Source organism: Rhizobium sp. CG5 (genome assembly GCF_023701945.1).
Classification (GTDB): Bacteria; Pseudomonadota; Alphaproteobacteria; order Rhizobiales; family Rhizobiaceae; genus Allorhizobium.
Genome location: NZ_JABAEF010000002.1, coordinates 281,265 through 304,409 on the forward strand (window position 1 = coordinate 281,265; position 23,145 = coordinate 304,409).

General features: G+C 58.9%; 26 protein-coding genes. 20 read left to right on the plus strand and 6 right to left on the minus strand.

Translation table 11 applies throughout. The features are described from left to right. The first annotated feature begins 695 nt into the window (after positions 1-695). The 13 genes from HGO38_RS04725 to visR all read left to right on the plus strand — a co-directional run bounded on the left by HGO38_RS04725 (position 696) and on the right by visR (position 12,787). Positions 696-2,342 carry a methyl-accepting chemotaxis protein gene (locus HGO38_RS04725; RefSeq protein ID WP_250954990.1) on the plus strand — a complete coding sequence of 549 codons (1,647 nt, stop codon included), beginning with the start codon at positions 696-698 and terminating at the stop codon, positions 2,340-2,342. A gap of 135 nt (positions 2,343-2,477) precedes the next feature. Further along, a complete protein-coding gene (locus HGO38_RS04730; protein ID WP_250954762.1) occupies positions 2,478-2,777 on the plus strand; it encodes an STAS domain-containing protein in 300 nt (99 codons plus the stop codon). Next, positions 2,774-3,139 carry a chemotaxis response regulator CheY1 gene (gene cheY1, locus HGO38_RS04735; RefSeq protein ID WP_168471265.1) on the plus strand — a complete coding sequence of 122 codons (366 nt, stop codon included), beginning with the start codon at positions 2,774-2,776 and terminating at the stop codon, positions 3,137-3,139. Before HGO38_RS04730 ends, cheY1 begins: the two co-directional genes overlap by 4 nt. A gap of 16 nt (positions 3,140-3,155) precedes the next feature. After that, on the plus strand, positions 3,156-5,405 hold the full coding sequence (locus HGO38_RS04740) for a chemotaxis protein CheA (protein WP_250954763.1): 2,250 nt from the start codon (positions 3,156-3,158) through the stop codon (positions 5,403-5,405). A 4-nt stretch (positions 5,406-5,409) separates the two neighbouring features. Next, a complete protein-coding gene (locus tag HGO38_RS04745; RefSeq protein ID WP_250954764.1) occupies positions 5,410-5,877 on the plus strand; it encodes a chemotaxis protein CheW in 468 nt (155 codons plus the stop codon). After that, on the plus strand, positions 5,874-6,779 hold the full coding sequence (gene cheR, locus HGO38_RS04750; protein ID WP_250954765.1) for a protein-glutamate O-methyltransferase CheR: 906 nt from the start codon (positions 5,874-5,876) through the stop codon (positions 6,777-6,779). The genes HGO38_RS04745 and cheR overlap by 4 nt, the downstream gene beginning before the upstream one ends. After that, positions 6,776-7,816, plus strand: coding sequence for a protein-glutamate O-methylesterase CheB (gene cheB, locus HGO38_RS04755; protein ID WP_250954766.1), 1,041 nt, complete (start codon positions 6,776-6,778; stop codon positions 7,814-7,816). Before cheR ends, cheB begins: the two co-directional genes overlap by 4 nt. Then, positions 7,817-8,206, plus strand: a complete 390-nt coding sequence (locus HGO38_RS04760; RefSeq protein ID WP_250954767.1) for a response regulator — start codon at positions 7,817-7,819, stop codon at positions 8,204-8,206. It begins immediately after the preceding gene. Further along, positions 8,203-8,757, plus strand: coding sequence for a chemoreceptor glutamine deamidase CheD (cheD, locus tag HGO38_RS04765; protein WP_250954768.1), 555 nt, complete (start codon positions 8,203-8,205; stop codon positions 8,755-8,757). Before HGO38_RS04760 ends, cheD begins: the two co-directional genes overlap by 4 nt. 14 nt (positions 8,758-8,771) lie before the next feature. Next, positions 8,772-9,158, plus strand: a complete 387-nt coding sequence (gene cheT, locus HGO38_RS04770) for a chemotaxis protein CheT (RefSeq protein WP_250954769.1) — start codon at positions 8,772-8,774, stop codon at positions 9,156-9,158. A 162-nt stretch (positions 9,159-9,320) separates the two neighbouring features. Next, the gene (fliF, locus tag HGO38_RS04775) at positions 9,321-11,003 is read left to right on the plus strand and encodes a flagellar basal-body MS-ring/collar protein FliF (RefSeq protein WP_250954770.1); all 1,683 of its coding nucleotides are present in this window, start codon (positions 9,321-9,323) and stop codon (positions 11,001-11,003) included. A gap of 276 nt (positions 11,004-11,279) precedes the next feature. After that, on the plus strand, positions 11,280-12,026 hold the full coding sequence (gene visN / locus HGO38_RS04780; RefSeq protein ID WP_250954771.1) for a transcriptional regulator VisN: 747 nt from the start codon (positions 11,280-11,282) through the stop codon (positions 12,024-12,026). Between the two features lie 11 nt (positions 12,027-12,037). Then, entirely contained in the window at positions 12,038-12,787 is a 750-nt protein-coding gene (gene visR, locus HGO38_RS04785; RefSeq protein ID WP_250954772.1) for a transcriptional regulator VisR, read from the plus strand. Positions 12,788-12,816: 29 nt separating this feature from the next. Here the strand turns inward: visR and HGO38_RS04790 are convergent, their stop codons facing one another. The 6 genes from HGO38_RS04790 to motA form a co-directional block, all read right to left on the minus strand. After that, positions 12,817-13,257, minus strand: coding sequence for a BspJ family T4SS effector nucleomodulin (locus tag HGO38_RS04790; RefSeq protein WP_250954773.1), 441 nt, complete (start codon positions 13,255-13,257; stop codon positions 12,817-12,819). A gap of 5 nt (positions 13,258-13,262) precedes the next feature. After that, positions 13,263-14,345, minus strand: coding sequence for a flagellar biosynthesis protein FlhB (flhB, locus tag HGO38_RS04795; RefSeq protein WP_250954774.1), 1,083 nt, complete (start codon positions 14,343-14,345; stop codon positions 13,263-13,265). Between the two features lie 344 nt (positions 14,346-14,689). Then, the gene (gene fliG, locus HGO38_RS04800) at positions 14,690-15,724 is read right to left on the minus strand and encodes a flagellar motor switch protein FliG (protein WP_250954775.1); all 1,035 of its coding nucleotides are present in this window, start codon (positions 15,722-15,724) and stop codon (positions 14,690-14,692) included. Positions 15,725-15,753: 29 nt separating this feature from the next. Continuing rightward, a complete protein-coding gene (gene fliN / locus HGO38_RS04805) occupies positions 15,754-16,353 on the minus strand; it encodes a flagellar motor switch protein FliN (protein ID WP_250954776.1) in 600 nt (199 codons plus the stop codon). 66 nt (positions 16,354-16,419) lie between these two features. Then, positions 16,420-17,367: a FliM/FliN family flagellar motor switch protein gene (locus HGO38_RS04810; RefSeq protein WP_250954777.1), complete on the minus strand. Its 948-nt coding sequence runs from the start codon at positions 17,365-17,367 to the stop codon at positions 16,420-16,422. A gap of 2 nt (positions 17,368-17,369) precedes the next feature. Then, on the minus strand, positions 17,370-18,242 hold the full coding sequence (motA, locus tag HGO38_RS04815; protein WP_250954778.1) for a flagellar motor stator protein MotA: 873 nt from the start codon (positions 18,240-18,242) through the stop codon (positions 17,370-17,372). Positions 18,243-18,422: 180 nt separating this feature from the next. Between motA and HGO38_RS04820 the strand changes: the two genes are divergently transcribed. From HGO38_RS04820 to fliE, 7 genes are all read left to right on the plus strand, one after another. Next, positions 18,423-19,202 (plus strand): DUF1217 domain-containing protein, encoded by a 780-nt coding sequence (locus HGO38_RS04820; protein ID WP_250954779.1) that lies wholly within the window; start codon positions 18,423-18,425, stop codon positions 19,200-19,202. A gap of 1 nt (position 19,203) precedes the next feature. Continuing rightward, a complete protein-coding gene (gene flgF / locus HGO38_RS04825; RefSeq protein ID WP_250954780.1) occupies positions 19,204-19,938 on the plus strand; it encodes a flagellar basal-body rod protein FlgF in 735 nt (244 codons plus the stop codon). Positions 19,939-19,956: 18 nt separating this feature from the next. Beyond that, positions 19,957-21,351 carry a flagellar protein export ATPase FliI gene (gene fliI, locus HGO38_RS04830; RefSeq protein ID WP_250954781.1) on the plus strand — a complete coding sequence of 465 codons (1,395 nt, stop codon included), beginning with the start codon at positions 19,957-19,959 and terminating at the stop codon, positions 21,349-21,351. A gap of 2 nt (positions 21,352-21,353) precedes the next feature. Further along, positions 21,354-21,914 (plus strand): flagellar protein, encoded by a 561-nt coding sequence (locus tag HGO38_RS04835; protein WP_250954782.1) that lies wholly within the window; start codon positions 21,354-21,356, stop codon positions 21,912-21,914. Positions 21,915-21,986: 72 nt separating this feature from the next. After that, positions 21,987-22,376 (plus strand): flagellar basal body rod protein FlgB, encoded by a 390-nt coding sequence (flgB, locus tag HGO38_RS04840; protein ID WP_250954783.1) that lies wholly within the window; start codon positions 21,987-21,989, stop codon positions 22,374-22,376. A gap of 3 nt (positions 22,377-22,379) precedes the next feature. Further along, positions 22,380-22,799 carry a flagellar basal body rod protein FlgC gene (flgC, locus tag HGO38_RS04845; protein WP_250954784.1) on the plus strand — a complete coding sequence of 140 codons (420 nt, stop codon included), beginning with the start codon at positions 22,380-22,382 and terminating at the stop codon, positions 22,797-22,799. Beyond that, positions 22,796-23,134, plus strand: a complete 339-nt coding sequence (gene fliE, locus HGO38_RS04850; RefSeq protein WP_250954785.1) for a flagellar hook-basal body complex protein FliE — start codon at positions 22,796-22,798, stop codon at positions 23,132-23,134. Before flgC ends, fliE begins: the two co-directional genes overlap by 4 nt. Positions 23,135-23,145: the final 11 nt, after the last annotated feature.

Sequence of the window (23,145 nt, forward strand, 5' to 3'; positions counted from 1 at the left end):
GCCGTCCGCCAAAGCAGAAATCAGCTATCGATTTGAAGTAACGACATTATTTGGATTTGTAACGAATTCGTCGAACCGATAGGTAGCATATTCCCGACGCATTTGAGGTCTGCATGCGACAGTTAAACTGGCGTCACAGTGGATGTGCTGCAGATCAGAATATGCGGACGTGGTCGGTTTCCTGTGGCGGGCGTGCAACAAGAAGGGAAATTGCTGCGGTCGCCGCAGCGGCCAGAAGTGCCGCACCTATGCCAAGAACAATCATTGCCCATACCTCAGTCGACTTCATCGTCGTTCGACAGCTTTCACTTGGAAACTTGCCCGAAACTTATCTTTACTTGATTCCGGCCCGTTTGTCTAAAGATAATGAATATGCATTTTGTCGAAAATAAGCGGACATCCAGTGATCATTAACCTTCGGGCAAGGAATTAACCATAAAGATTGAGGGAATCGTCGGAATGGGGCTTTCCCAAAGCTCCAGTCGGCATGAAGCCAGTCCCGTCGCACCGGTTTTTGGTCCGGTATGAATCATTGAAGTAAGTCCTATCGCTTTCCTCGGCGAATCCGGCCTTCGTCTGCAGACCCTGTCTGCAGCCGGATCCCTGTGGCCGCGGATGATATGGACGATTTTGATCGGATGGATTTGGCTGCGAATGCCGAGCATCCGGACGGGGATTGGCAGTTGCAGCAGGACATGCAGGCAGAAGACGCAAGAGGAGCACAGGCAGGCAGCCTGCGCGATCGTTTGCGCTTTGCAGCACTCGACGCTGAACTCTGCGAACTCCTGCGGCGTCACAGGTCAAGCCTGCAGCCCCATCTCAATTCCGGTCTTCGCGATCTCTTCCAGCGGCTGCAGGCTTTTCCGGAGGCGGCACGGAATTTTGCGAGCGAGCGCCAGACGGACCGGTTCCACGATCTGCTGGGCTCCCACTGGGACGTCCTGACGGATGCTCGGTTCGATGCACTCTATGCGGAGCGGGTCAAGGTCCTGTCCGATACGGAAAGCCGCATGGGCCTCGATCCGCGTTGGCATATTGCCGGCCACGCGGTTGTCCTTGAGCACCTGCTGTCCGGCATCATCGAGGACGCGGGCGGCGGCTTTCTGGCCGCATCCAAGAAAAAGACGCGCGAACGGGCCGATCTCACCAATGCGATCGTCCGCCTTGTCATGGTCGATGTCGAAATCGCCGTCTCCCTGCGGTTCAACGAATTACGCGTCAGGCATCACCGCGAACTTGGCGAAATGCGGCGCAAGGAGCGCACCGGCGTCGTGGACATCTTCGGGGAGGTCTTCGAGGCGCTCGCCGGCGGCGACCTGTCCGTTCGCCTGTCCGGTGAATTGCCGGATGAGTATCGGGATCTTGCGGATACCTTGAACAGCGCCATTGAAGGCTTGCAGTCGGCCATGGCCTCTGCCGATAAAGGCACGCAGCAGGCCGCCGCGACCACAGGAGAATTTGCATCCAGGACCCGTCAGTATTGGGAGCGCGCCGATAGCCAGGCCACCCAGCTTGAACAGGCCTCGGTAGAATTGCGCACCATTACCGACCAGGTCCGCCAGAGTGCCGGTCATTCGAAGCGCACCGAAGACGCCGCGACGCAGACCTGCAAGGCGGTGGAAGCAAGCGGTCAGGTTGTCGGCCAGGCGATCAGCGCCATGTCCGATATCGAGGCCTCAGCCGAGCAGATCGGACGGATCATCGGCTCTATCGACGAAATTGCCTTCCAGACCAATCTGTTGGCTCTCAATGCCGGGATCGAGGCGGCTCGCGCCGGCGACAGTGGTCGCGGCTTTGCCGTCGTGGCACAGGAAGTGCGGGCCCTGGCCCAGCGCTCGGCGGAATCGGCCCGCGAGATCAAGACGCTGGTGGCCACCACCAAGTCGCAGGTCGATGCTGGCGTTCATATGGTCGCCCGCACCCAGGAGGCGATCGCCAGCATCGTCACCCAGGTCACCGGCATCAATGATGCCGTGTCGTCGATCGCCCGCGACACCGAGCGCCACGCCGGTGAACTCGACGCCCTTTCCGGCACCGTGGCGTCGCTGGGAAGCGATGCTGCCGGCAATTCCGACATGGCCCGCCAGTCGGCTGAAGGAACCGATCATCTTCACACGGTCATACTGGAGCTTGGAAAGACGATCAGAGCGTTCCGCATTGAACGTCAGCAGCAAGCTCCAAAACGAGACAGGGTCGTCGCCGCTATACTGGAACCCGCGACACCACATCGATACCAGGCTGTAACGCTTTCTGAAGGGGCGCAGAAGCAGGACGAAATGTTCGCGCCGCTTATGGATGACGATTCTAGTTATAAAATGCCTCTCGCAGGTCTTCGTTTATGAGGGGAATGTTTACTACCTTTCTATACAACAAGAGAAGTCGTGTTTCGCACGCCATTGTTACCGCCACAAAAGCGTCGCGGACAATGGGGTTAAGCGAAACGGAGACATGGATCAGGAAAGACGAGGTAAGAGCTGATGGCAAGCAAGAAAGGCGCATTGAAGGATTTGAAGCTGCCTGCTGTGCTGGACTTGAATGAAGCTTCCGCACTGCGTGAAAAGCTTCTGTCCCTGCGCGGCAACGGGTTAACGGTCGATGCCTCTGGCGTCGAACGGGTCGGTGCATTGTGCGTGCAGGTCCTCATTGCAGGGGCCAAGGCCTGGGAAGAAGACAAGCATCCATTTTCTGTGACGAACGCTTCCGACGCCTTCGTCAAGACCATTCAGCTCATAGGCTTAAACACCGATCATCTGATCGCTAAGGAGATTCGTCAATGAAGAAGAAAGTGCTGACAGTGGACGATTCCCGGACCATCCGGAATATGCTCCTGGTCACCCTCAACAATGCAGGTTTCGAAACCATCCAGGCCGAAGACGGCATCGAAGGTTTGGAAGTGCTTGAGGAATGTAATCCGGATGTCATCGTCACGGACATCAACATGCCGCGCCTCGATGGCTTCGGCTTCATCGAAGGCGTGCGCCGCAACGAGAAGTACCGGGCAATCCCGATCCTCGTTCTGACCACTGAAAGCGATGCGGAAAAGAAGAATCGCGCCCGCCAGGCCGGTGCCACTGGCTGGATCGTCAAGCCTTTCGATCCGACGAAACTGATCGATGCCATTGAACGTGTAACCGCCTGAACCGGGAAATTCTCCGATGGATATGAACGAAATCAAAGAGATCTTCTTTCAGGAATGCGAAGAACAGCTCGCTGAACTGGAATCCGGTCTGCTGAAAATGAATGATGGGGATCGCGATCCAGAAACGGTCAACGCCGTTTTCCGCGCGGTTCACTCCATCAAAGGCGGTGCGGGTGCGTTCGGTCTCGATGATCTCGTTGCCTTCGCTCACGTTTTTGAAACGACGCTCGATTGCGTTCGTTCCAACAAGCTCGAGCCGGGTCCTGAAGTGATGAAAGTAATGCTCAAGTCGGCCGACGTGTTGGCCGACCTGACCAACGCCTCCCGGGATGGCGGCAGTGTCGATCCGTCGCGCTCCGCCGGCCTCGTCAAGGAACTCGAAGCCCTTGCCAACGGCGATCCACTGCCGACGGGTTCCGCTGCCCCCGCTCCGGCGCCGGCGCCCAAGGCGGCTCCTGCCCCCGCGCCGAGCGATGCGAGCGGCTTCCAGCCGATCCCATTCTCCTTCGATGATTTTGGCAGCGACGAGCCGGCAGCCGAAGTCCCGACCTTCGAGATCTCTTTCAAGCCGCGCCGCGATCTCTATGCCAAGGGCAATGATGCGGCGCTGCTGCTGCGCGATCTGTCGCGCATCGGCGAGATGACCATCAATTGCAACACGGACAGCTTGCCGTCGATCGACATGATGGATGCCGAGGACGCCTATTTCAGCTGGAAGATCTCCATCAAGACGGAGAAGGGCGAAGGGGGCATCCGCAGCGTCTTCGAATTCGCAGAATGGGATTGCGATCTCGAGGTGAAGCGCCAGGAAGTCGCAGCAGAGGCCAATGCGGAAGAGCTGCCGATGGTTCCGGTGCCCTTCGATCTGTCCATTCTGGACGATGGCGGTGCCGAAGAACCGGCTGCCCTGGTGAATGCCGCCGTCGAAGCTGCTGAGACCGCCAGCAACGTCACCAAACTGACCGGAATCGCAGCCAAGGCCGATCGTCAGGAGAAAAAGGAATCGCCGGCTGCCGCCGCTGCTGCTGCCGCTGCCGCTTCCCAGAACAATGCCGCGGCCGGCCAGACCATCCGCGTCGATCTCGATCGCGTCGACCGTCTCATCAACCTGGTCGGCGAACTCGTCATCAACCAGGCGATGCTGTCTCAGAGTGTTATCGAAAACGATACCAACGGCACGTCCTCGATCAATATGGGTCTGGAAGAGCTCCAGCAACTGACGCGCGAGATCCAGGACAGCGTCATGGCGATCCGTGCGCAGCCGGTTAAGCCGGTGTTCCAGCGCATGTCCCGTATCGTTCGCGAAGTGGCGGACATGGTCGGCAAATCGATCCGCCTTGTCACCGAAGGCGAAAATACCGAAGTCGACAAAACCGTCATCGACAAGCTCGCCGAACCGTTGACCCACATGATCAGAAATGCCGTAGACCACGGCATCGAGTCGCCTGAAAAGCGCGCAGCGGCCGGCAAGGATCCGGAAGGCACGATCAAGCTGACGGCAAAGCATCGTTCCGGCCGTATCGTGATCGAACTGGTCGACGACGGTGCCGGTATCAACCGCGAACGCGTCCGCCAGAAGGCCATCGACAACGAACTGATCGCCGCCGATTCCAACCTCAGCGACGAAGAGATCGACAACCTGATCTTCGCGCCGGGCTTCTCTACGGCCGATAAGATTTCCGACATCTCCGGTCGCGGCGTCGGCATGGATGTCGTCAAGCGCTCGATCCAGGCCCTCGGCGGACGTATCTCCATCAGCTCCAAGCCGGGCTATGGATCGACCTTCACCATGAGCCTGCCGCTGACCCTCGCAGTGCTCGACGGCATGGTGGTCACCGTGGCCAACCAGACCCTGGTCGTGCCGCTGACGGCCATCGTCGAAACCCTGCAGCCGGAAGCACAGAACATCCATTCGTTCGGTGCCAACCAGCGACTGATCTCGATCCGCAACAGCTTCTGCCCTCTGGTCGATGTCGGCCGGATCCTGAACTTCCGCAACCTCCAGGCCAATCCGATCGATGGCGTTGCTCTTCTGGTAGAATCCGAAGGCGGCGGCCAGCGCGCGCTGATGGTGGATGCCATCCAGGGCCAGCGTCAGGTCGTCATCAAGAGCCTCGAGGCAAACTACACCCACGTGCCCGGCATTGCCGCGGCAACGATCCTCGGGGACGGGCGCGTCGCGCTCATCCTGGATGTCGATGCCGTCGTTTCCGCCTCGCGAGGTCAGTCGCTCAAGCAGGAAATGTCCTTAGCTGTCGCAGGATAATGCCATGTCGTTCGTTGTAAAAAGTCTGATTGAGGGAAACCGGGAGCTCATCGCCTTCCGGATCGGCGATCAGGAGTTCTGCGTCAACATCATGAATGTACGGGAGATTCGCGGCTGGACAGTGGCCACGCCTCTTCCGCACTCTCCGCCTTACGTCATGGGTGTCATCAACCTGCGTGGCGCGGTTCTGCCGATCATGAACCTTGCCACCCGGCTCGGAATGAAACCTGCAGAACCGACCCAACGTCACGTGATCATCGTCACCCAGATCAAGCAGAAAGTCGTCGGCCTCCTGGTCGATGCCGTGTCGGATATTCTGACCGTCACGGAAGACAATATCCAACCGACACCGGAAGTGTCGTCAGATCTCGAACGGCAATACGCCCGTGGAGTTCTGGCAATCGAGAAAAGGATGATCTGCTTGATTGAACTTGGCGCACTATTTCCCGAAGCGGAGAGCGAAGCGGCATGATGTCGATTTCCCCGGCCACGACCAGGCAATCAGACGACGAGATCATGGCCAACGGCGAATATCCGTTGACCCGGCGGGATCTGAACGAGATCGCCGCGATGATCTATTCTGATGCCGGCATAGCGCTGAACGACAGCAAGGCCTCGCTGGTCTATTCTCGCCTGTCCAAGCATATCCGTGCCTTGGGTCTGAGGGGCTTTCGTGAATATTGCTCGCTTGTATCCTCCACCGAGGGTGCGCCGGCGCGCCGGGAAATGTTATCGCATCTGACGACGAATTTCACACGCTTCTTTCGTGAAAACCACCATTTCGAGCATCTGAAGAGCGATGTGCTGCCCGAACTGATCAATCGCGCCAAGGCCGGTGGCCGGGTACGCATCTGGTCGGCTGCCTGCTCGGACGGGCAGGAGCCCTATTCGATCGCGTTGACCGTTCTGTCCATGATGCCGAATGCGGCCGACTACGATTTTCGCATCCTGGCGACCGATATCGATCCGAAGATCCTGGCGTTGGCGCGGGCCGGCGTTTACGACGAGGCAGCACTCGAGACCGTCTCACCGGCCATGCGCAAGCAATGGTTCAAGGAAGTCGATATCCAGGGCCGCCGCAAGTTCCAGGTCGACGACCGCGTCAAGCGGCTGATCACCTACAACGAACTCAACCTGATGGCGCAATGGCCGTTCAAGGGGCCGTTCGACATCATCTTCTGTCGCAACGTCGTGATCTATTTCGACGAGCCGACACAGGTAAAGATCTGGTCGCGTTTCGCCGGCCTGTTGCCGGACGGCGGCCATCTTTACATCGGCCATTCGGAGCGGGTCTCGGGCGATGCCAAGAACCTTTTCGACAATATCGGTATCACAACCTATCGCTACATCGGCAAGGGGGGCAAAAAACCATGACGCTTCCCGCCCGTGTTCTTGTTGTCGACGATAGCCCGACCATGCGCGGGCTGATCACGGCCGTCCTCAATTCAGATCCGGAAGTCAAAGTTATTGGCCAGGCCGGTGATGCAATGCAGGCGCGCGCCGCGATCAAGGAACTCAATCCCGATGTCGTAACGCTCGACATCGAGATGCCGAACATGAACGGCCTTGAATTCCTCGACAAGATCATGCGCCTGCGCCCCATGCCGGTCATCATGGTCTCGACCATGACCCATCGCGGCGCCGAAGCGACCCTTGCGGCCCTTGAGATCGGTGCCTTCGATTGCGTCGGAAAGCCGATGCCGGGCGAGGCCCGTCCTTTCGGTGATCTTGCCGAAAAGGTGAAGGCTGCAGCCCGCGCGCAGCGCCGCCAGGCCCCTGCGCCAGCAGTCGCCATGATCGCGCCGGCTGCGGATTTTCGCGTTGGTCGGAAGATCGTCGCCATCGGCTCGTCGACCGGCGGCGTCGAGGCTCTGATCGCCGTGTTGCAGAAATTTCCGCAGAACTGCCCGCCGACGGTGATTACGCAACACATGCCGCCGACGTTTACCAAAAGTTTCGCAGAACGCCTTAACCGTATCTGCGCACCGGTGGTCCAGGAAGCGACCGACGGTGCAAGGCTCGAAATCGGCAGGATCTATCTCGCTCCGGGCGGAGATCGGCATTTGCAGGTTGTCAACGCTTCGGCGCCAAGCTGCCGGTTGATCGAAAGGGATCCGGTCAATGGACATCGACCTTCGGTGGATGTGCTGTTTGACTCGGTTGCTGAGCTTGCAGGCCGCAATGCCGTGGGGGTCATACTGACAGGTATGGGCCGCGACGGGGCTGCGGGATTGCTCAAGATGCGTCACGCAGGTGCGCGCACCATTGGGCAGAATGAAAAGACCTGTGTGGTCTACGGGATGCCACGAGTGGCCCATGAATTGGGTGCGGTCGAGCATCAATTGCCGCTTGGTTCAATCGGCGATGAAATTCTGAAACTTACGGCCGCCCGAAAAGAAGGTAGTGAATAAATGTCTATAGCTGAGAAAATCAAAGTTCTGATCGTCGACGATCAGGTCACAAGCCGCCTGCTGCTGAGCGATGCGCTGACCCAGCTCGGGTTCAAGCAGATCACGGCCGCAGGCGACGGGGAACAGGGCCTGAAGATCATGGAGCAGCAGCCCCATCATCTGGTGATCTCCGACTTTAACATGCCCAAGATGGACGGCCTTGGCCTTCTTCAGGCGGTGCGCACCAACCCGACCACCAAGAAGGCCGCGTTCATCATTTTGACCGCGCAAGGTGACCGGGCTCTGGTTCAGAAAGCCGCGCAATTGGGTGCCAACAATGTCCTGGCCAAGCCCTTCACCATCGAAAAGATGAAGGCTGCCATCGAAGCGGTTTTCGGAGCGTTGAAATGATCGAAGACGGCGCTTCTCGGCGGGTCCATATCATACAGGGCGAGTATAAGGTTGTCAGCGAGCCGGATGTGGTCCTGTCAACCATTCTCGGCTCCTGCGTGGCTGCTTGTTTGCGGGATCCGATCGCGGGCGTCGGAGGCATGAACCATTTTCTTTTGCCTGGTTCGGCCAATCCAGGGTCAGGCGGTGGAGATGCGACACGCTACGGCGTCCATCTGATGGAACTACTCATCAATGGACTGCTGAAAAAGGGAGCGAGACGTGATCGGCTCGAGGCGAAAATTTTCGGGGGCGCCAAGACCATCGCAACGTTTTCCAATGTTGGCGAACAGAATGCCGCCTTTGCAAATCAGTTCCTGCGTGATGAAGGCATCAAGATTGTCGGCTCGTCGACCGGCGGCGATCACGGACGCAAACTGGAATTCTGGCCGGTCAGCGGCCGAGCCAGGCAGTATCCGTTGACGGGTGCAGAAACGCAGAAAACAGTGGCTCTGGAACAGCGGCCGACGCCGGTCATCAGACCGGTGGAGAACTCCATCGAATTCTTCTAGTGATAGGAAGCTCCATGCATACCGAAAAGAAGACAGAGACTGTTTTGGAAGAGGCTCTGCCGGAGATCCTGATGCGGATTGTTTCCGAACTGCACGATGTGGCCTATCTGATCGAACGGATAGAGCCACAGATGCTGGAGCTCGGTGGCACCAACGTTCTGGAATCGCCCGATAGCGTCAAGGTTATGCAGGGCATCGACCTGGCGGTCCAGAAGACACGCGGCATAGCGGAGTTCATCGACACCATCACGGGCACCATTCCCAATGAATGGGTTGTGGATCTCAGCACCGCGATCAGCCTGGTGAAGCTCGCCGACATGCAGAAGGCGCTGAGCTCGGGCGTGCGCCATGGCCATTCGCAGCCGCTTGGCAAGGCCGCCGGCGACTTCGATTTCTTCTAGACGAGGTCTCTCGTCGGATTTTTCCCATTCGTTTCCTGTCACGCATTGCGCCCGGTTCGCGACCGGTAGCTTGCGTGCAACGAAACGCTCGCACAAGTTTCGCCTCGTAGTGTCTGGCAAGGGCAAATGCCGTAACCACTTCGATCGACGGTGCGAGACAGAATGAATCTGTTTAATCAGTTACTTCAAGTTTTTAAAAACTTGGCATCCTTGGGGCAAGCGCGCCTCATGGCCCTGGCGGGTGTGGGTGTCTTATCCGTGGCGCTCATCATTGGCGCCGCCTTTTTGGTCAATAAGCCAGCCTATGAGACCCTATATGTCGGTCTCGAATCCACGGACCTCAACCAGATCAGCATTGCTTTGGCCGAAGCCAGCATAAACTTTGAAGTCGGCAGCGATGGCAAGAGCATCCAGGTTCCCGCCGGCATGACCGGCAAGGCGCGCCTGCTGCTGGCTGAGCGTGGCCTGCCCAACAGCGCCAATGCCGGTTACGAGCTGTTCGACAATGTCGGTTCGCTCGGGCTCACCTCCTTCATGCAGGAAGTCACCCGCGTTCGTGCGCTGGAAGGCGAAGTTGCCCGCACCATCCAGCAGATCTCCGGTATCGCCGCCGCCCGCGTTCACATCGTCATGCCCGATGTCGGCAATTTCCGGCGCGGTGACCAGAAGCCGACGGCGTCGGTGATGATCCGCGCCAGCACGACGACGGGCCGCAAGGCTTCGGCGTCCATCCGCCATCTCGTCGCATCCTCCGTGCCGGGCCTTGATGTCGATGATGTCACCATCCTCGATTCGACCGGCCAGCTGCTCGCGTCCGGCGATGAAACCGGCGGCGCGGCGAACAAGTCGCTTGGCGTCGTCCAGTCGGTTCAGCAGGAAATCGAATCCAATATCGACAAGGCGCTCGCGCCGTTTCTCGGCATGGACAATTTCCGCTCAAGTGTCACGGCCCAGCTCAATACCGATACCCAGCAGATCCAGGAGACCATCTACGATCCCGAATCGCGCGTCGAGCGTTCCGTACGGGTGACCAAGGAAGCGCAGAAATCCATGCAGAAGATGCAGGATACCGCCGCGACCGTGGAGCAGAACATTCCCCAGGGGGATCCCCAGGGCTCCGGCGCAGGTCCGGAATCCTCCGACGAGGCGGACAAGAAGGAAGAGCAGACCAACTACGAGATCAACAGCAAGACGGTCGCAACGGTCAGCAACAGCTACAAGGTCGAGAAGATCTCTGTCGCGGTGGTGGTCAACAAGGGCCGCGTTGCCAAGATGGTCGGAGAACCGGTTGATCAGGCCAAGATCGACGCTTACCTGGCCGAGATGCAGAAGATCGTCACGTCGGCCGCAGGTCTGGATACCGAACGGGGCGACGTGATCACCCTGACGGCCATGGACTTCCTCGAAAACCAGTTGCTGGAAGAATCCGCGGCCGGACCCGGTGTCATGGACATGCTGAGCCGCAATCTTGCCGGCATCATCAACTCGCTTGCCTTCGTCGGCGTGGCATTCCTCATCATCTGGATGGGCATTCGCCCGATGGTCCGCTCGATGAACGGCTCGTCTGCCACAGCGCTTGGCACTGGCGAGACGGCCGCCGGCCTCGAACTTCCCGACTTCTCGCCGGGCCTCGACGGCGGCGCAGGCGGCCTCATGGACGGCTTCGGCTCCGACTTCGGCTTCGACAGCACCGACGACATGCTGTCGCTGGACGACGATCCGAACGGCGGCTTCAACCGCCGCGTCAAGGAAGGTCCCGAGCGGCGCCTGGCGCGCATGGTCGAAATCAGCGAGGAGCGCGCTGCCAAGATCCTGCGCAAATGGGCTGTGGACAAAGCCGCCTGATCATGGACCTGGATTGCCGCGAACGCCGTGCCTTGTGTACGGCGTTTTCGTTTGTGTCGTGGGCTTTCGCCAGGGTTTTCGGTGCTGATTCATGGATCTATCCGCTTGGCCAGTCCCCAAACCTAGTTATGGCATTTGCCTATTTATCTCTTACAATGGGACCATGATTCGTCGGTATGCGCGGATGCCAGACCGGACTGAAGGAAAATGCGGCTTCCGACAGTTCATGGCGTTTATCGAGGACTGGCCGTTTCGTCCCGGAAAGGGGGAAACACAATGGACGCTGAGCTGTTGCAAGCAGGTGTCGTAAGTAAGAAGCAGTCCGCGTACCCCTCAGGTGAAAGCACCAAGGGCGCATCGGCGGAGCAACTGATCGGTAAATTGTCGACGGTCGCCGGATCGGGTAACATTCAGGCTGCCTTGCGAATCCTGACCAACTATTCGGGCGCATCCTATTTCCTCCTGGCTCGTTACGATCTGGTCCAAGAGGAGGGGCTGAACTTTGTGGTCTCGGCAAACTGGCCTTTCGATCTGGTCCGCCGGCTTGAGGTCGAACTGGCTGCGGCCTATTCGCGGACGACCGAACTGGAAAAGTGTCTCTCCCTCCTGCAGCCCAAATTCGCACTTCTGCCGGATGATGTGGATGTGCCGCCGGGTGCCAGCCGGCAATATTGCTCGCTGATGTTCAACGTGGGGCGCACCAGGCTGTCCCTGATGCTGCTCTTGCCGGATGGCTTTGTCCTGTCGCCGGAGCGGCTGCGCGAAGTAGGCCTGCTGGCTGGCTACTGCGTCAGCCTGTCGTCCAGCAAGGGGCAGAAGACCGACCGCGATTTCGAATTGACCGAGCGGGAACTGGAATGCCTGTTCTGGATAGCGGAGGGAAAGACCAGTGATGAGATCGCCATGATCCTTGGAATTTCACGCAATACCATCAACAACTACATCACCAGCGTGATGCGCAAGACAGCCACCAAGACCCGCTCCGAAGCCATTGCCTATGCAGTGCGCAACAATCTCGTATGAAGGATCTTCCCATGGCCTATTCCGGGAACTTTTCCGACGGCGGCGTGGGGGATTTCCACTCAAGTCGCACACGCCTGGCCGCGGGCCGTCCGGATATTTTTCCCAAGCTCGTTGCCATGCAGAAGACGATCAACGCCAAGAACTTTGCCGTCTTTCGCGTCAGCGGCGCCGGCCTTCCGGGCAAGCGCAAGCTGTCCTGCGACATGGAGAACTGGGGTCCGGCTCAAACCTCCTGTTCCGAGGCACTCGTTGCAAGCTACGGCGACCGGCTGCTCAGCCATATCGATGCGTCGCTGCTGCCGCTGGTCTGGAATGCCCGCGACGACAGCAGCTTTACCGAAGCATCTGATTTCACGGCCTTCGTCGTCCGACTTGCGCCTGGGCCCTTGCCATTCTCGGGCATTGCCTTTCCGGTCCGTCTCGGAGCCGTCGGCAATGGCTACATGGTTTTTACCACGACTGGCGGCATGGACCTGCCGGGCCAGATGGTTCTCGACATGCACAGCCGCAGCTGCAAGTTGATGATGGATATTCTCTCGCTCACCGAGCGCCGTGCGGCCCCGTCCGAATCGCTCAGCGACAGGGAAATCGCCTGCCTTCAACTGGCAGGCGATGGCCGTATCAGCGAAGAAATCGCCGAGAAGCTCGGTTTGTCCGTACACACGGTCAATGCCTATCTCGGCTCAGCAACGATCAAGCTTGATTCGGTCAACCGAATCCAGGCAATCGCCAAGGCGATTCGCCTTGGCTATATCAACTGAACCCGGTTGCGCCAGGCGGCCTGTCGCTCTCAGCTGTAAGACGGGGTTGAACGGCTCTTTACAAATCGCGCCTCGCGCAGGCTCTGTTCAAGGAAACGCGTGTTGTCGTCCGGATTGCTCGACGGCTTCTGGAAAGAAATATGGTTGATTTCGACGCCGGCAAGCTCGTTCGTCAGCGTCAGTTGCGCATAGACGGTGACGTCTTTCGGCTTGATCTCCAGGTCGAGCACGACCTCGGGCACGCCGCCCCATTCAAGCCGGTAGTCGCCACCGGCACCGAAATTCACGGTGCCCGGATGAAAATAGAGCTCGGCTGCGGATGATACGAGATCCGCAATATTGCCGAAGAATTCGCACCGCAAAAGGGAAATCAGGTCGGCTGCGTCCAGGAGCCGGAGCTCGGTGGCAACAGGGCTGATCGCCTCGGCGACGATTTTCTCACGTTGGCTGGTGTAAGGGCACTTCTTCATAATGCTTAGCGTATCCGTTTGTTATTTTTGGCCTTTGCGGCGTAAACCCGGTGAACGAGCTCCGCTACGGCCTTATAAAATACTGACGGGATGACACTATCCACCGAGACTTGCGCAAACATGGAGCGCGCCAGGGGTGGATCCTCGAAAATCGGTATGTTGTTTTCCCGCGCCAGTTCGCGAATCTTCTGGGCGATAATGTCCTGTCCCTTTGCGACGACGATCGGCGCATCGCCTTCCTCGCGTACGTAACGCAGGGCCACGGCATAATGGGTCGGATTGGTGATCACCAGCGTGGCGCGGGGCACGTTGCTGATCATGCGCCGGCGAGCCCGGTCGCGGGCGATCGAGCGCTGGCGCGCCTTGACGATGGGGTCGCCCTGGGCTTGCTTGTTTTCCTCCTTCACCTCCTGCTTCGTCATCCGCAGTTCTTCGTACCAATGATAGCGGGTCCACGCGACGTCGATGATGGCCAGAAGGGCCGTGGCAAACAGGATGATGATGATGATCTGCTTCATGATCGAGGCAAGTTTCACGAAGATCACTTGCGGATCGGAAAACATCGCATCGAGCGTGGCATAATACTGGCCGCGCATGCTGGAAATGATCACGGCGGAAACGATGATGATCTTGAACGCCGATTTTGCAAACTCGATCATGCCCATCTTGCTGAACAGCCGCTCCCAACCCTTTATGGGCGAAACGCGGTTGAACTGCGGACTGATCCGGTCGAGAACGAAGCTCGGCATATTCTGGGCAATAGAGGCGATGAGGCCGAGCGACATGAACAGCAGCATGGCCGGCAGCAGCAGGACGCCGGACTCCCATCCCAGGTGCGCGAAAAGCGAGACGACGTCCGTGCTGCTCGCCAGGCTCCACTGGTCGGGCTGCTCGAACAGATCCCGCAGGGTTTCACCCATGCGGGCTATCCCGTTCGGGAGGAAGAACACGAAATAAATGTAGAGCGCCAGCGTAGAGGCAAAGATCGGCGCCTCACGGGAAGCGGGCAGGTTGCCTTTCTCGGCCGCGTCGCGAAGTTTTTTCCCGGTCGGGTCTTCTGTTTTGCTGTCTTTATCGTCGTCAGACAAGGGCTGATCCGTTCGTTGCGGTCATCCGTTGAGGTGGGAAGCCCTTCGGACCTGCCGCATTGTTCCGGCCATCGGATCGGCACTTTCCCAGGAGGCCGGACATGCGGGTAAGCGAGATATCGTCGCAGAAGATGCCGTGCAAGTCAGGCACCGACACACCAGCACGATACTCTCGGGTGCTTTTGCATTCAATTGCTGCCAAAGGGCGTATCGCTGTTTTCAACAGCGCTTGCGAACCGGATCGCGGCACTTTCTGCCGCTGGCGAGGCTGTCGGCAAGGCGACCGGTTGCTCAGGGCAGGATGACCATGCGGACGCGGTGGCCCGCATGGCTGTCATTGTCCATCAGGCAGCCTTTTCGGCCTCTGATTCCTTGAGCTGGATCTGGCCGGCATTGGCGAGGCGAATGGCCTCCTGCGCCACGGCGCGACGGGCGATCGCGATTTCTCGCGGGTTGATGCCGACAGTGCCAGCCTGCAGATCCGATTCGATCATGCGCCGTTGCCGCGGGCTGATGGCCGCCAGGACACATTCGCGGATTTCCACCGAGGCGCCACGCAGCGCCATGGTGAGAATATCGGCGGAAATGTCGTTGAGCAGCATGACGCGGCTGCGCTGCGGCATCGCCAGCAGATCTTCGAACAGGAAGATCTTCGGACGAACCTTATTGACTGCTTCCTTGCTGATCGTTTCGAGCGAACTGAGCAAGGTGTCGACCTGGGGCTTGTCCAACTCGTTCATCAGTTCGGCGACCTTGTTGGTGCCGACCGAGTTGCGTTCGGTGTCGATTTCCTGGATCAGTTCGATGACCCGGTTCTCGATGATCTGCGCCGCTTTCGAGCTGACATTCTTCATGTTAACGGTACGGTTCATGATGTCGGCCCGACGGCTTTCCGGCAGGGTGAACAAGACCTTGGCCCCGAACGAGGACGGAATCATCGACAGAATATAGGCAACCGTCTGGGGATGCTCGCGCATCAGGAACTTGCCGATGAATTCGGGATCGGCATCCTGCAGGCGATCCCAGATCGACGCCTCAAAGGCCTGGAACGCGGTGCGACGGCCGAGCAGGCCGTCGACTTCTTCCGGTGTGAGGCCTTCCTCGAGAATGCTCTCGATAGCCTTGGCATTGTCCATCAGGCCAGCGCCTTCGGTGAACAAATCCTCGAATTCACCGACCAGCACGGCCAGCTCGTCCGGGGGAATGGTGCGCAGCGTCTGGGCCGAGGCAATGATCGTCTGCAATTCGTTTTGGGTAAAATACTTCAGCAGCTTCCCGGCCACACCCTTGCCCATGGCGAGCAGCACTGCAGCTGCCTTGTCCGCCTGGCTCAGAGGCTTTCCGGCAATGGGACCGCCAAAATCATCAAAGTCCATCATGGTCTTTCCCCTCCGGCCCTATAATTGGGTCAGGATGTCTTGGTGCTCATCACTTCGATCAGTTTCACTCCGAACCGTGTGTCGTCATTTTCAAGCACGGTGATTTCGCCCCTGGCAATCCGCCGGCCATTCACCATGATTTCGACAGGTTCACCGATCTTCTTGTCCAGCGCAATAATGGCGCCTTCCTCGAGGTTCATCAATCCCGATACCTGCATGCGGCTGCTGCCGAGAACGATCTGGACATCGATCGGAATGTCCATGATCAGATCGAGATTGGAATTGAGGGCGCTGCCGAGACCGGCTCCCGAGCCGCCCGTGTCAGAAAATCCGCCGCCGAACGAGCTGCCACCGAAGGATCCGGTGTCCGCCGCCGAGCTGCTGCCGCCAAAATCGGAATCAAAGCCTGCCATGTCGGGCGTGCCGCCGGCCGAAAAATCGCTGCCAAGGTCGGATCCGAAGTCGCCGCCGAGGTCCGAACCGAAATCGCCACCGATATCCGGCAGGGTTCCGTCGCTGTCGCTTTTCAGGACGCCGCGCAAATCATCGATCGCCTGATCGAAATCGGCATCGCTTGCCGGCATCGCCAGTGCATCGTCATCGGTCACAGGTGTTTTTTTCGTAGCCATGAAATCACTATTCCCGTTGAAACTTGCCTCAACCTGCCTTGCCACATCGGCTGCAGGATAAAGGTCTTAACCCATCAAATGTCTAAGTATCTCGTCTTCCGAACTGATGTTCGATTTAACGCGGACCGTGTAGTTTTCGCCGGCCCGTCCAAATTCACAGGCATACATATCCTTGCCGTTGGCGCTGACGTCGACGGTGACATCGCCATGATCGCGAAACGGAATGACATCGCCGACGGCAAGTTTCGAGACCGTCAGCAGCGAGATAGACTGCAGCCGGACCCTGGCTTCCAGCGTGATCTGCGAACGACGCACCTGCTCGGCGATCAGATCGGACCATTCCTTATGGTTTTTCGACATTTGGCTCTTCGACCTGGGCGCCGTGACCTTGGTTTTGAGCAATGCCTTTTGTGGAATGATCAGGACGAATTCCGAGGTGACCGTCCCGAGCGTGATATTCATCCGGACCGAAGCGCCAAATTCGTCGACGTGGTCCGGTTCCGGCTTGGCCCGGTCTTCGGCATTGTGCGGCCGCTCGGGAATGACTTCAAAGCCACCGGCGGCGTTCACGCCGGAGCGCAGCACATTGGCGATCCGGTCGAACACCATCACGGCCAGGTCGAGCTCGATGCGCGACAACGGACGCTGGATTGGCTGTTCGATGGTCTCCGGAATGGCGCCGAGCAGGTTTTCCATCAGCGTGATGACGAAGCCATTGCCGCAGCCCATGACAAATTTGGGGCTCCAGTTGCGCAAGGAGCCATCGACCAGCACGAAGTCGTCGCCAAGATCGGCGATCAGGTCGTTCATCAGGCCCGTGCTGTGGCGGTTGTAGCTGACGTCGACCGTCAGGCCCGTCTCGCTGTGGAAGACGTCGGGCAGGAATTCGCTGTAGAGATGGCCGAAATCGGCGGCGAGTTTCTCAACGGTCTTCCTGTCGCCGAGCGCGCCGGTCAGCTTGGCGAGCAGGGCGTGGTCCATAGGAGTTGGGAATATCGTTTGCGTGTCTGTCATGATCAAGCCGCCTTGTTCTCACCACCCGGGTTCATCATTTCCTGCTCGACAGCGTCGATGGACGGACGCTCATAGGAAGAAATCGTCTTGCGACCATATTCCAGCGCCACCTGTGGGACGGAGCCGTTCATGTAGGCAAGCAGGGTCTGCTTGACGATGATGTACAGACGGTGCTGCTTGGTGCGGACAATCTTGATCTGCGAAATCAGTGGGTTACAGACCGAGTAGGACAGGAAGATGCCGAGCATGGTGCCGACGAGCGCGGCGCCGATCAAGGCGCCAAGGACTTCCGGCGACTCGTTGATCTTGCCCATGGCCTTGATGACCCCGAGAACGGCCGCCACGATACCGATGGCCGGAAAGCTGTCGCCCATGGCGGTGATGGCGTTGTACGGCTTCATCTTGTCATAGTGGATGGTGTTGATTTCCTCGTCCATCAGCGCTTCGATTTCATGGCTGCGGGCATTGCCGATGATGATCAGGCGGACGTAGTCGCAGATGAAGGATGTCAGTTCCTTGTTCTTCAGCACCGTAGGCGCCGCCTGGAAGATCGTCGATTCATCGGGATTGTCGATATGCGCTTCGATCTCGTTGCGCGATTTTGTCCTGAGGTCGCGCATCAGCGAATAGAGCACGCCGAGCACATCCAGATAGTGGCGCTCTTTCGGAACAGTGTTCTTGAAGGCCTCGCCGAGCGCCTTGCCGGAGTCTTTCACGACCTTCATCGGATTGGCCATGATGAAGCCGCCAAGGCCGGCGCCGCCGATAATCATGAGCTCGTAAGGCTGAACAAGCACGTTGAGGTGGCCACCCATGGCCATGAAGCCCCCCAGGATACAGCCGATAGTGATCACAAATCCGATGATAATATTCATTTCGCGCCTGCATCTGAACGTTGCTTTTCAGATGCAGCGATAAGGTTGCTTCCTTGCGTGAGGCTGATGGTCGCCCTTCAGGGATCGTCGACCTCCAGACAGCTTCGCGCAAGCCATTTGGGACAATAACAGCGGCAACGGACGCTGATCCCGCTTGTCCCATCCTCAAGGTAAACGACCGTGACGACAACCTATACAAGCTATCAGAGGATTGCCAAGGACCTGCCGACCTCGCTTGAACGCGTGGCGCAGAAGCCGGATGTCGTGCGCGAAACCGAATACTATCTTGCCAAGATCGGCGATGTGAAATCCGTCGATGATTTCATGGCCGATACCCGCCTTTATGACTATGCGCTGAAAGCGCACGGACTGGAGGACATGTCCTATGCCAAGGCCTTTATCCGCAAGGTATTGACCGAAGGCGTGAGCGACGACGAAGCCTTTGCCAACAAGCTGACGGATACCCGCTATGCGGACCTGGCCACGGCCTTGAACTTTGCCGCATACGATACGGCCGCGACCTCTTTCGACCGGGCCCAGCAGGGCGTCGTCGACAAGTACATGCGCCAGACGCTGGAAGAAGATGCCGGCGCCGACAACAATGGTGTTCGCCTCGCACTCTATTTCGAACGCATGGCCCCCGCCGTGACGTCGACCATGGACATTCTGGCCGATGGCGCCCTGGCGCAGGTCGTTCGCACCGCGTTTCAACTGCCGATGGAGGTTGCCGCCTCGGATATCGACAAGCAGGCGGCCTATCTCGAAAAGCTCTTCGACGTCGAGGACTTCAAGGATCCCGAGAAGCTCGGCACGTTCCTGGAACGCTTCACGGCGCTCTGGGAGCTGGAAAATCCATCCGACAACTATGACCCATTGGCCGTCTTCGGCTCGTCGACGGGGCACGGCATCTCCGCCGATTTGTTGATTTCTATAAACTCTCTGAAACTCGGAGGCAGTTGACGTGCAATCTGGAATGTATGTTTCTCTGTCGTCACAGGTTGCCCTCGAGCGGCGACTGACGACGATCGCAGACAATATGGCCAATATAAATACGGTCGGTTTCCGTTCGGCCGAGGTCAAGTTCGACCAGGTGCTAAGCAAGACCCAGAACGACATGAATGCCAAGATTGCTTTCGTGTCCCAGGGCAACGACTATCTCAATACCGCATCCGGGCAGTTGGAGCAGTCCGGCAACCCTCTCGACTTCGCGGTCAAGGGGGACGCCTGGTTTGCCATCGACACGCCGGCGGGCCAGGTCCTGACCCGCGACGGACGCTTCACCATGAAGGAAACCGGCGAACTGGTCTCGCTGCAGGGATATCCCGTCCTGGATGCCGGCGGCGCCCCGATCCAGCTCAACCGGGCCGGCGGTCCGCCGGCTGTCGGTGCTGACGGCAGCATCGTTCAGGATGACCGGCAGGTCGCGACGCTCGGACTTTTTACCGCGGATATCACCAAGGGCTTCATTCGCCACGACAACAGCGGCGTGATCACCACGGACCGGCCGCAGCCGGTGACCGACGATCCCTCCATCGGCGTCATCCAGGGCTATCTCGAGCAGTCCAATGTCAACGGTATTGGCGAGATGACGCAGCTGATCCAGGTCAATCGCGCCTTCGAGAGCATTTCCTCCCTGATCCAGGAAGGCGAGACATCCCTGAGCGAGGCAATCAAGACCCTCGGTGGAAGCCGATAGGCTTAGGACGCAGACCCCATGGCCATAGAGTTTCAAGTCGACATCGCCCCGAACGCCAAGCTGGCCCAATTGGCCGGACTGACGACGCGCTACTCCAATCCGGACTATTCGGTCACCCATGGCGGTCATGTCCGCACCATCGCGGCCGGCCATTACACGGTCACCGGTCTGTCCCGCCATCTCCATCTCGGCGACTTCGTCGCCCATCGCAGCACCTCCGGCATTCATCTGGGCGAAGTGGTGCGGGTCGAGCCCGATCTGGTCTATGTCTGCCCTATCGAACCGGGCGAGCCGATCGGCGTGCATGATGTGGTCATTCGCAAGGGGGCCTTTCGGATTGCCCCGGATGCCAGCTGGTGCGGCCGCACCATCAATGCGCTGGGCGAGCCGATCGATGGTCACGGCCCGATGATCTCGGGGCCAGAGCGCCGGTCAATCTCCAATTCGGCACCGCCGTCCATGGCGCGTCGCCGCGTCGAAAAAGGCTTCCGCACCGGTGTTCGGGCGATCGACATCTTTTCACCGCTCTGCCTTGGCCAACGTCTTGGCATCTTCGCCGGCTCCGGCGTCGGCAAGTCGACGCTGCTGTCGATGCTGGCGCGCGCCGATGCCTTCGACAAGGTGGTGATTGCGCTGGTCGGCGAACGCGGCCGCGAAGTGCGCGAATTCATCGAAGACACGCTCGGCCCCAACATGGCCAAGGCGGTGGCGGTTGTTGCGACCAGCGACGAAAGCCCGATGCTGCGCAAGATGGCGCCACTGGCTGCCATGACGATTGCCGAGCATTTTCGCGACAAGGGCGAAAACGTCCTGTTCATCGTCGACAGCGTCACCCGCTTTGCCCATGCCATTCGCGAGGTGGCCATGGCCGCCGGCGAACCGCCGGTCGCGCGTGGATATCCGGCGTCGGTCTTCACCGAAATGCCGCGGCTTCTGGAACGGGCCGGCCCAGGCGAGGAGGGGGCAGGGACGATCACGGCGATCATCTCCATTCTCGTCGATGGCGACAATCACAACGACCCGATCGCCGACTCGACCCGCGGTATTCTCGACGGACATATCGTGCTCGATCGAAGCCTGGCGGACGAAGGGCGTTACCCGCCGATCAATCCGCTGTCCTCGATCTCCCGCCTGGCGCGCAAGGCCTGGACGCCGGAGCAGGAAAAGCTGGTGTCGCGCCTGAAGACATTGATCCACCGCTTCGAGGAAACGCGGGATCTGCGGCTGATCGGCGGCTATCGCGCCGGCAGCGATCCGGACCTGGACATGGCGATCAAACAGGTTCCCCTCGTCTATGAGGTGATGAAGCAGACACCCAGTGATCGCCCGGCCGTGGATGCCTATGCCGATCTGGCCGGCGCCCTGAAGGCAGCAGCCGGCCAGCCCGGTGCCAGCGGAAAACTAAGAGGATGACCGTGACCGATTTTGATGCAGACGAAAAAGTTCCGCCGCTGAAGCCGGTCTTGCGCAAACCGTCCTTGCTGACCGATCGCGCGCTTGCCGCGGCTGGGGTGGCGCTTGCCTGCGCCGCGGCGTTCTTTCCCTGGTATGTCTTCTTCAACGAGGAGAAGTTCGGCATGCGGGTGACGGCGATCGATCACACACGCGATCTGCCGGAAGGACCCGGCCGAAACGTGTTCAGCGTTTCACCGCTGGCCATGGTCGACAAGGACGACAATGGTCCCAAGTCGCCTCCGCAGGATCTGGATTCCCTGGTGACGGCGACGGTCTCGAAGCTCGGAGAGGAGAAAAAGGTTGGAGACGCTCTGGACGAGATCCAGCCTTTCCCGGGCCGCGGTGGCTTCCGCCTGCTGCATGTCGCCAATGGTCGCGCGCTGATCGAGGACGGATCGGCCATGTTCATGGTTCGCGTCGGCTCGATCCTGCCGGACAACAGCCGTGTCGCAACCCTTGAACAGCGTGATGGCCACTGGGTGATCGTCACGTCCGCAGGCGAAATCTACGAACACGAGTAAAGACACCTTTCTCCGTAAGTCCCACGCAAGATTAGCCCCATAGGCTTCAAGCAGTAGAACGGAGAGAACCCTATGGACCCGATCCAGCTTTTTGACTTGGCATCCCGGCAGGCCGAATGGCTTTCCGTGCGTCAGGAAGTTGTCGCCGGCAACATTGCCAACGCGAACACGCCGAAATTTCGGGCCAAGGACATCACTCCCTTCGACGCAGTCCTTGACGAGACCCGGTCGGTGCGCATGGCTCAGACCCACCCTGGACACATGTCCACGAGTTCGCTGAGTGACGACGTCGAGGTCAAGGAAGCCAAGCTCAACAATGAGATCGGCATCCAGGAGTCGGGAAACTCCGTTGCTATCGCCGACGAGCTCACCAAGGCTGGCGAGATTCAGGGGCAGTATTCTCTCAACACCAACCTGGTCAGTTCCTTCCATCGCATGATGCTGATGACCGTAAGGAAATAAGTCATGGATCCATTGAAAGCGGCTCTGAAGATTGCCGGCAGCGGCCTTGAAGTTCAGTCCACCCGCCTGCGCATTGTCTCCGAAAATATCGCCAATGCGCGCTCGACAGGTGATACGCCGGGTGCCGATCCCTACCGTCGCAAGACGGTGACATTCGGCTCCGAACTCGACAAGGTAAGCGGCGCCGAACTGGTCCAGGTTGAGAAACTTGGCGTCGATGCGTCCGACTTCGTCGAGGAATATGATCCGGGCAATCCGGCCGCGGACGCCAAGGGCTTCGTCAAGATGCCGAACGTCAACATTCTGATCGAAATGTCAGACATGCGCGAAGCCAATCGCAGCTACGAAGCCAATCTGCAAAGCGTCAAGCAGGCCCGTGAGCTCATCTCTTCGACCATCGACCTTCTGAAGGCCTCCCAATGATAGATTCAATCAATAGCGTAAGTTCGTTGACGTTGACCAATGGCCTTGAGGGCCTCTCGACCGAGACGGTGAACACCGGCATGCAGACGGGCGCTGCGACCCCCGGCATGTCGACCGGCATGAGCTTTTCCAGCGTGCTCGGCGACATGGCCACCCAGGCCATGGACAATATCAAGCAGGCCGAAGTTTCGTCCTTTGAAGGGATCAAGGGAACGGCGAACACCCGCGAAGTGGTGGATGCGGTGCTGGCCGCGGAACAATCTCTCCAGACCGCGATAGCGCTGCGCGACAAGATCGTCTCGGCCTATCTCGAAGTCAGCAAGATGCAAATTTAACGGATTTGAGG

Bases quoted from the DNA above. Each gene is read 5' to 3' on its own strand.
- HGO38_RS04725 (WP_250954990.1), top strand. From the start codon at position 696: ATGCAGGCAGAAGACGCAAGAGGAGCACAGGCAGGCAGCCTGCGCGAT.
- HGO38_RS04730 (WP_250954762.1), top strand. From the start codon at position 2,478: ATGGCAAGCAAGAAAGGCGCATTGAAGGATTTGAAGCTGCCTGCTGTG.
- cheY1 (WP_168471265.1), top strand. From the start codon at position 2,774: ATGAAGAAGAAAGTGCTGACAGTGGACGATTCCCGGACCATCCGGAAT.
- HGO38_RS04740 (WP_250954763.1), top strand. From the start codon at position 3,156: ATGGATATGAACGAAATCAAAGAGATCTTCTTTCAGGAATGCGAAGAA.
- HGO38_RS04745 (WP_250954764.1), top strand. From the start codon at position 5,410: ATGTCGTTCGTTGTAAAAAGTCTGATTGAGGGAAACCGGGAGCTCATC.
- cheR (WP_250954765.1), top strand. From the start codon at position 5,874: ATGATGTCGATTTCCCCGGCCACGACCAGGCAATCAGACGACGAGATC.
- cheB (WP_250954766.1), top strand. From the start codon at position 6,776: ATGACGCTTCCCGCCCGTGTTCTTGTTGTCGACGATAGCCCGACCATG.
- HGO38_RS04760 (WP_250954767.1), top strand. From the start codon at position 7,817: ATGTCTATAGCTGAGAAAATCAAAGTTCTGATCGTCGACGATCAGGTC.
- cheD (WP_250954768.1), top strand. From the start codon at position 8,203: ATGATCGAAGACGGCGCTTCTCGGCGGGTCCATATCATACAGGGCGAG.
- cheT (WP_250954769.1), top strand. From the start codon at position 8,772: ATGCATACCGAAAAGAAGACAGAGACTGTTTTGGAAGAGGCTCTGCCG.
- fliF (WP_250954770.1), top strand. From the start codon at position 9,321: ATGAATCTGTTTAATCAGTTACTTCAAGTTTTTAAAAACTTGGCATCC.
- visN (WP_250954771.1), top strand. From the start codon at position 11,280: ATGGACGCTGAGCTGTTGCAAGCAGGTGTCGTAAGTAAGAAGCAGTCC.
- visR (WP_250954772.1), top strand. From the start codon at position 12,038: ATGGCCTATTCCGGGAACTTTTCCGACGGCGGCGTGGGGGATTTCCAC.
- HGO38_RS04790 (WP_250954773.1), bottom strand. From the start codon at position 13,257: ATGAAGAAGTGCCCTTACACCAGCCAACGTGAGAAAATCGTCGCCGAG.
- fliG (WP_250954775.1), bottom strand. From the start codon at position 15,724: ATGATGGACTTTGATGATTTTGGCGGTCCCATTGCCGGAAAGCCTCTG.
- fliN (WP_250954776.1), bottom strand. From the start codon at position 16,353: ATGGCTACGAAAAAAACACCTGTGACCGATGACGATGCACTGGCGATG.
- HGO38_RS04810 (WP_250954777.1), bottom strand. From the start codon at position 17,367: ATGACAGACACGCAAACGATATTCCCAACTCCTATGGACCACGCCCTG.
- motA (WP_250954778.1), bottom strand. From the start codon at position 18,242: ATGAATATTATCATCGGATTTGTGATCACTATCGGCTGTATCCTGGGG.
- fliI (WP_250954781.1), top strand. From the start codon at position 19,957: ATGGCCATAGAGTTTCAAGTCGACATCGCCCCGAACGCCAAGCTGGCC.
- flgB (WP_250954783.1), top strand. From the start codon at position 21,987: ATGGACCCGATCCAGCTTTTTGACTTGGCATCCCGGCAGGCCGAATGG.
- flgC (WP_250954784.1), top strand. From the start codon at position 22,380: ATGGATCCATTGAAAGCGGCTCTGAAGATTGCCGGCAGCGGCCTTGAA.
- fliE (WP_250954785.1), top strand. From the start codon at position 22,796: ATGATAGATTCAATCAATAGCGTAAGTTCGTTGACGTTGACCAATGGC.